Annotated in this window: 7 protein-coding genes; 6 read left to right on the plus strand and 1 reads right to left on the minus strand. The window is 33.6% G+C overall.

The genetic code is table 11. The features are described from left to right. Position 1: 1 nt before the first annotated feature. Entirely contained in the window at positions 2-1021 is a 1020-nt protein-coding gene (galE, locus tag HNS38_RS13180) for a UDP-glucose 4-epimerase GalE (protein WP_172281655.1), read from the minus strand. A gap of 187 nt (positions 1022-1208) precedes the next feature. On the opposite strand from galE, the gene HNS38_RS13185 reads away from it, so the two are divergent. The 6 genes from HNS38_RS13185 to HNS38_RS13210 all read left to right on the plus strand — a co-directional run bounded on the left by HNS38_RS13185 (position 1209) and on the right by HNS38_RS13210 (position 6739). Then, positions 1209-2522, plus strand: coding sequence for a polysaccharide deacetylase family protein (locus HNS38_RS13185; protein ID WP_172281657.1), 1314 nt, complete (start codon positions 1209-1211; stop codon positions 2520-2522). After that, positions 2519-3454, plus strand: a complete 936-nt coding sequence (locus tag HNS38_RS13190) for a hypothetical protein (protein WP_172281659.1) — start codon at positions 2519-2521, stop codon at positions 3452-3454. Before HNS38_RS13185 ends, HNS38_RS13190 begins: the two co-directional genes overlap by 4 nt. Before the next feature lie 187 nt (positions 3455-3641). Further along, positions 3642-4298, plus strand: a complete 657-nt coding sequence (upp, locus tag HNS38_RS13195) for a uracil phosphoribosyltransferase (RefSeq protein WP_172281669.1) — start codon at positions 3642-3644, stop codon at positions 4296-4298. A gap of 48 nt (positions 4299-4346) precedes the next feature. Further along, positions 4347-5588 (plus strand): ABC transporter permease, encoded by a 1242-nt coding sequence (locus tag HNS38_RS13200; RefSeq protein ID WP_216663721.1) that lies wholly within the window; start codon positions 4347-4349, stop codon positions 5586-5588. Positions 5589-5772: 184 nt separating this feature from the next. Further along, complete coding sequence (rplS, locus tag HNS38_RS13205; protein ID WP_172281661.1) at positions 5773-6126, plus strand: 50S ribosomal protein L19; 354 nt, start codon at positions 5773-5775, stop codon at positions 6124-6126. Between the two features lie 79 nt (positions 6127-6205). After that, positions 6206-6739, plus strand: coding sequence for a DUF5063 domain-containing protein (locus tag HNS38_RS13210; RefSeq protein ID WP_172281663.1), 534 nt, complete (start codon positions 6206-6208; stop codon positions 6737-6739). Positions 6740-6788 lie beyond the last annotated feature (49 nt).

Raw genomic sequence — 6788 nt, forward strand, 5'->3', positions numbered from 1 at the left:
TTTAGTGTTTATTTTTTAAAGCTTTCTCCCAGTCCCATGCTGTCAGCATCATTTCGTCAAGCGTTTTTTCTGCTTTCCATCCTAATTCGTCATTAGCAAATTTAGTATCAGCAAATACTTGTTCTACATCTCCAGCTCTTCGTTCAACAATTTTATAATTGAGCTTTTCTCCAGAAACTTTCTCGAAAGAGTTGACAACTTCCAAAACAGAAAATCCATTTCCAGTTCCAAGATTGAAGATTTCTACTTTCTTTTTTTGCTTTTCTCCAATCAGGCGATCTACCGCAATAACATGAGCTTTTGCCAAATCTACTACATGAATATAATCCCTAATAGCAGTTCCATCAGGGGTATTATAATCTTCACCAAAAACCGACAATTCTTTTCTTAATCCAATAGCTGTTTGCGTAATAAAGGGAACCAAGTTATTAGGAACCCCAAGAGGCAATTCTCCTATCAAGGAGGATTCATGCGCGCCAATGGGATTAAAATATCTTAGAAGAATCGCATTTACATTGGTTACCTTAGCTGTATCTTGTATAACCTCCTCTGAAATTTGTTTGGTATTACCATAAGGCGACATGGCCATTTGAATAGGTGCATCTTCAGCTACTGGTAAAGCTTCAGGTTGCCCATAGACAGTACAAGAAGAAGAAAAAACTAAATTATCAATCTCTTGGACTTTCATATTCTCCAAAATATTAACTAAAGAAAATAGATTATTCCTATAATACATTAATGGGTCTCCAACAGATTCACCAACAGCCTTAAAAGCCGCAAAATGGATAATTCCAGAGATGTCATTATTTCTACTAAAAAAGTCTTTTGTTTTTTCTACATCAATTAAATCGAATTGTTCAAATTCAGGTCTTTTACCACTTATCTTTTCAATTTGATCTATAACCTGTATGTGAGAGTTACTTAAGTTATCAACTATAATCACTTCATAGCCCTTGTTTTGAAGTTCAACTACTGTATGTGAACCTATATATCCGGTTCCTCCTGTTACTAAAATTTTCATAAGCTAAAATTAATAATCTTCGTTTTGAATAATATTATAAATTTAAGAAAAGTACCTCAACAAAACAAGTGTAAATCAAAAATATTGTATTTCTATAATATTAGCAGCTGATATTTTAAATTTTTAAAAATAATTATTGCCATTAAAAAATCCGTAATTTTGCTGTAACTGAAAAACATAAATAAATTTGGAACAACTCTATATCTATAGTCATAAAAACAGCAAAAGGCTTCAATATATCTTAAAGCTTATCTTTAATGAATTAATGGGTTTAGATTATAAATTCACAACTAATATTGAGGAGTTTCGCTCAGCTGTGCATCCCAAATTTGCTTATACCAATAGCCCTCCAAATGATGCATTGTTTTTGTGCTGTAAAAACCTGCTTTTTGAAACTGATATCAGACATCAAGAATTGCAGTTTGTAGATTTTAAAGATATTCCATCTGCATTTCCTGTTTATCATAAAAAAAGCATATTACCTTTCGATATGTTTGCAGCATCATTTCTGTTCATTAGCAGATATGAAGAATACCTTCCTCATAAAAAAGATCACCATAAAAGATTTGTGGCTGCTGAGAGTTTAGCTTTTCAAAAAGGCTTCCTTCAAAAACCTGTTATCAATATTTGGGCTAAGGAGCTGCACCGAATACTAAAAGAGAAATACCCCATATTACCAGAGTATAAAGGAAGATACAAATTTACTCCCACCTATGATATAGATATTGCTTGGTCATTTAAAAACAAAGGATTAACCAGAAACTTTGGTGGTCTCATGAGAGACATTCTTCATTTTGATTGGAAGCAGGTTAAACTGAGAGTCCAAGTGCTTAATCATAAAGTTAAAGACCCATACGATACCTATCAAATTCAGCACAGATGGACAAAAAAATACAAATTAAATCCCATTTATTTTATTTTATTTGGTGAACTGGGGCCTTTTGATAAAAACATATCATTTATAAACAGCAATTTCCAAAATCTCATTAAAGATTTACGAGACCATGCTCAAATAGGTATCCATCCTTCTTATGCTTCTAACGAAAACCCTAAGCTGCTAAAAAATGAACTAAATAATCTTTCGGAGAATGTTCATATTGATATCACTAGAAGCAGACAGCACTTTTTAAAACTCGACCTCCCCTCCACCTATAGAAACTTACTTAATCTTGGTATTCAGCATGACTATACCATGGGGTTTGCAAGCCAAGTGGGGTTTAGAGCTGGCATTTGTGAATCATTCTTCTTTTATGATCTGGATCTAGAAACAGAAACCAAATTAAGAGTTCACCCTTTTGCAGTAATGGATGGAACCTTAAGAGATTATTTAAAAACAGATTCCGATAACGCTAAGAATATCATCAGTAATCTGATAAAAGAAGTAAAAGCTGTAGATGGTCATTTTATTAGCTTATGGCATAATGAATCCTTAAATAATCTGGACAAATGGAGCGGCTGGCTCGAAGTTTATGAACACCTTTTAAAAGAAGCCACCAAGTGATTAAATACCTGAGAAACAAGGAAATTAACACTGACAAGTGGGATGCCTGCATCGAGGATTCTATGAATAAGAGAATTTATGCATATTCATGGTATTTAGATCATGTTGCTCCTGAATGGGGCGCACTTGTTATGGATGACTACCAAGCTGTTTTCCCAGTAATTACTAGAAAAAAACTTGGCGTTTCTTACGCTTTTCAACCACCATTTACACAGCAACTTGGCATTTTCACTCCTTTATTATTGACTAGCGACCTAGTTCAATCTTTTATAAAAAAGCTTATTGAGCTTCATCCTCTCGTTCAAATTAATTTAAATATCCATAATAAAATATCATTCCCAGCAGATTATATTCACATGAACACCAATCATGAGCTTGATATGATTGAGTCTCATGAAGATTTAAAAAGGAAATATTCAAAGAATTTAAAACGCAATATCAAAAAAGCTCAAAAGGCTGAACTCACCATATTCAAAAACTTAAAACCTGAAATAATCATTGAATTATTTAAAAAAAATAAAGGTAAACAATTGAATGCTTATAGTGAGGAAGATTATTTAACTCTAACTCGACTCATATACAAAGCCATAAAAAAAGGAAGAGCTGAAATATGGGGTTCTTTCAATCCAAAAAATCAGCTCTGTGCTGGAGCCATATTTTTAAAAGAGGAGCGAAGAAGAATATTTCTATTTTCAGCTACAAACAAAGAAGCCAAAACTAATGGTGCCATGCCCTATTTAATTGATTCTTATATTGAATCCTATTCAGGTTCTCAAACCATACTCGACTTTGAAGGCTCAAACGAACCAAACTTGGCTAGGTTCTATAAAAGCTTTGGCTCCAATGTTATCCATTACCCAATTATAAATTATAACTCCCTCCAGTGGTATATTGCCATTCCTTGGAAAATTAAAAAATGGCTGAATAAATGAATCTTTTATATTCATGTGTAACTTTTTATGAATAACTTTCTCTAATGAAAGGATAAACGAAAGTGCAGAAGAGTTTAAATTGTACAAAATAATATAGAATTACTAATCAATCGTTAATGTGCAAACAAGTTGGACTAACCACCACTTAAAATAACTATATTTGTTCATCAAAAAATCCAAAAAAACAATTAATATGGTGCATAATTTAAGTAGCGAGATTTCTATTCTAAATCAGTATGTTTCAGAACTCAGAAATGTAAAAGTACAAAATGATAGATGGCGATTTCGTAAAAATCTAGAAAGAATTGGTGCCGTTATGGCTTATGAAATAAGTAAGCAATTAGAATATGAAGTTAACAACATAGAAACTCCACTTGGGGTAGCACAATGTAATCAACTAAAATCAAATGTGGTGGTAGCCTCCATTATGCGTGCCGGAATACCAATGCACAATGGTTTATTGAGTGTTTTTGATCATGCCGAGAATGCCTTTATTTCCGCATACAGAAAACATGAAAAAGATGGAAGTTTCAAAATAAAACTAGAATATGTATCAAAACCAGATTTAACAGATAAAATCTTGATTTTATGCGATCCTATGTTAGCTACAGGAGCATCAATGGGGCTTACCTATAAAGCACTCATTGAGGAGGCTAAACCCAAACACACACACATCCTATCAGCAATTGCTAGTAGTGAAGGTATCAATTATTTAGAAAGGAATTTTTCAAAGTCTGCTATCACTATTTGGTCTGCGGCCATCGATGATGAGTTGACAGCACAATCATACATTGTTCCTGGTTTGGGTGACGCAGGAGATCTCGCTTTCGGAAAAAAACTATAACCTTGATGCTAAGCTTGAGTGTAGTCTGGCATCACAAAATAATAAAAGATGAAAATCAATGTAAAAGAGAATATTAGAATCTCATTAGAATCGATTAGATCGCATTTTTTAAGGACTATCCTTACGGTTCTTATTATCGCGTTTGGAATTACGGCATTGGTGGGAATCTTAACCAGTATTGATGCCATCAAATACTTTTTCACTAAAGAACTCAGCATGATGGGCGCCAATTCATTTTCCATCAACAACAGAGGCATGAACATCACCATAAATGGTAAAAGAATCAGACCCAGAAACAATAGGATCATCAATTTTGAAGAGGCCAAACAATTTAAAGAGCAGTTCAAAATGGATGGTTACACCTCTGTTAATATTGATGGTACTTGGACAGCAACTGTGAAGTACGAGTCAGAGAAATCTCATCCCAACGTTAATGTAAAGGGAGTAGACAAAGAATACCTTTTCACTTCTGGTGAGACTATTGCTTTTGGTAGAAACTTTTCCGATCATGATATTCAATACGGTCAACATATGGCAATTATTGGTAGCGACATTGTAAAAACTCTATTTAAAAACAACGAAGATCCCATTGGCAAAATCATCACAGTTGGACCAGGGAAATACAAAGTAATTGGTGTAATCAAGGAAAAAGGAAGTAGTATAGGTTTTAGTGGAGACAGAAGTGTCTGGATTCCTCTTAATAACGTCAGGCAATACTTCTCCCGTCCCGATATGAATTACAGAATAAATGTACTACCCAATAAAGAAATGGATGTATCAGCAGCTGTAGGAGAAGCTACAGGTCTATTTAGAATCATCAGAAAGGATAAACTTGGGGATTTAGATAGCTTTGCAATTATTAAAAGTGATAATTTGGCAGAAATGCTTTTAGAGAATTTGAAAGCAATCAGTATCGCTGCCACAGTAATTGGTTTAATTACCCTTGCAGGAGCTGCCATTGGTTTAATGAATATCATGTTGGTTTCAGTTACAGAAAGAACAAGAGAAATAGGTATTAGAAAAGCTTTAGGAGCCACGGGAAAGATGATCAGATCTCAGTTTTTAATTGAAGCAGTAGTTATATCTCAAATTGGAGGTGTTGTAGGAATTATTTTTGGAATTGCAATTGGTAATTTAGTCAGTTTTCAGATTGGGAGTTCCTTTATCATTCCATGGAATTGGATGATAATCGGTGTACTCTTATGCTTTGGCGTGGCATTGCTATCAGGAATACTACCTGCAAACAAAGCAGCAAAACTCGATCCTATTGACTCATTAAGGCATGAGTAAGATTAAAATAATACATTTTAGATTTATTACTAACTCTTGAAAATCAGTAATAATAAAGAATAGCAAGGCATAACATAAAATAATAAGCAATCGAATTATTTTTTTTCAAATTTGCCTTGTAAAAATCAAATTAATAAACGTATATTTGCACTCATTTTTAGAAAACGACAAAACAATATAGACGATGGGTAAGCCAGCACTAATTCAAATAGTAGAAGATTCAGTAGAAATAAAGAAGTTCCCCGCTTTCAAAGCAGGTGATACTATAACTGTTACTTACAAGATTAAGGAAGGTAGTAAAGAAAGATTGCAGAATTTCCAAGGCGTCGTTATCCAGAGAAGAGGAAACGGACCAACTGAGACTTTCACAGTAAGAAAAATATCTGGAAACATTGGCGTAGAGAGAATCTTCCCAATTGCTTCTCCAAATATTGATGATATCAAAGTAATGAGAAGAGGTGTTGTACGCCGAGCTCGTATTTTCTATCTTCGCGGCCTTAAAGGTAAGAAAGCTAGAATCAAAGAAAAAAGAGGATAGTCTTTTTTCTTTCAAAATAAAAACAACCCCGTTATCGGGGTTTTTTTGTATCATTTATTTTTTTAAATTATTCAATCTTATGGAAACAAATACAGTAAGTTCGAAAAATGTAATGGAAATGCTCACCGTTGCAAATGAGTATTGCCATTTTATAGAAAAAGCACATGAATACGAAACCAAAGATATTCTTGATTATCTTCAAAAGATGTTTTCTCTTCTCTATTTGAAAGGTGCATTATTACCAACAATAGAAGTTCAAGTTCCGGAAGCCAATGAGAGGTTTGTTACAGAGCAAACTTGGGAATCTATTTTTAATGAGCTTAGAAACAAATTCAAACCAAATGATGAATTCTGGGTAATGGATCATATAGATTTCAATGATAACGAGCCCATTAAGGCTAGCCTGGCTGACAATTTAACTGACATATATCAAGATCTAAAAGACTTCGTATTACTCTATGCAAAAGGCACCGATGCTGCCAAAGAAAATGCAGTGCACGATTGTAGATTATTCTTTCAAACACATTGGGGATACCGATTGGTTCAGTCCCAAAAGTATATTCATCATTTAATGAATGCTGATATTAAAAAGCAACAGAACGATATCTATTAACCTGAGTTCGGTTTTTAACTATCTGAAATTCAGTTGTTAATCGTAATAT

It is taken from the genome of Lentimicrobium sp. L6 (genome assembly GCF_013166655.1).
GTDB lineage: Bacteria > Bacteroidota > Bacteroidia > Bacteroidales > UBA12170 > UBA12170.

Excerpts from the sequence above, each read along its gene's own strand:
- galE (WP_172281655.1), bottom strand. The coding sequence starts at position 1,021 with ATGAAAATTTTAGTAACAGGAGGAACCGGATATATAGGTTCACATACA.
- HNS38_RS13200 (WP_216663721.1), top strand. The coding sequence starts at position 4,347 with ATGAAAATCAATGTAAAAGAGAATATTAGAATCTCATTAGAATCGATT.
- rplS (WP_172281661.1), top strand. The coding sequence starts at position 5,773 with ATGGGTAAGCCAGCACTAATTCAAATAGTAGAAGATTCAGTAGAAATA.
- HNS38_RS13210 (WP_172281663.1), top strand. The coding sequence starts at position 6,206 with ATGGAAACAAATACAGTAAGTTCGAAAAATGTAATGGAAATGCTCACC.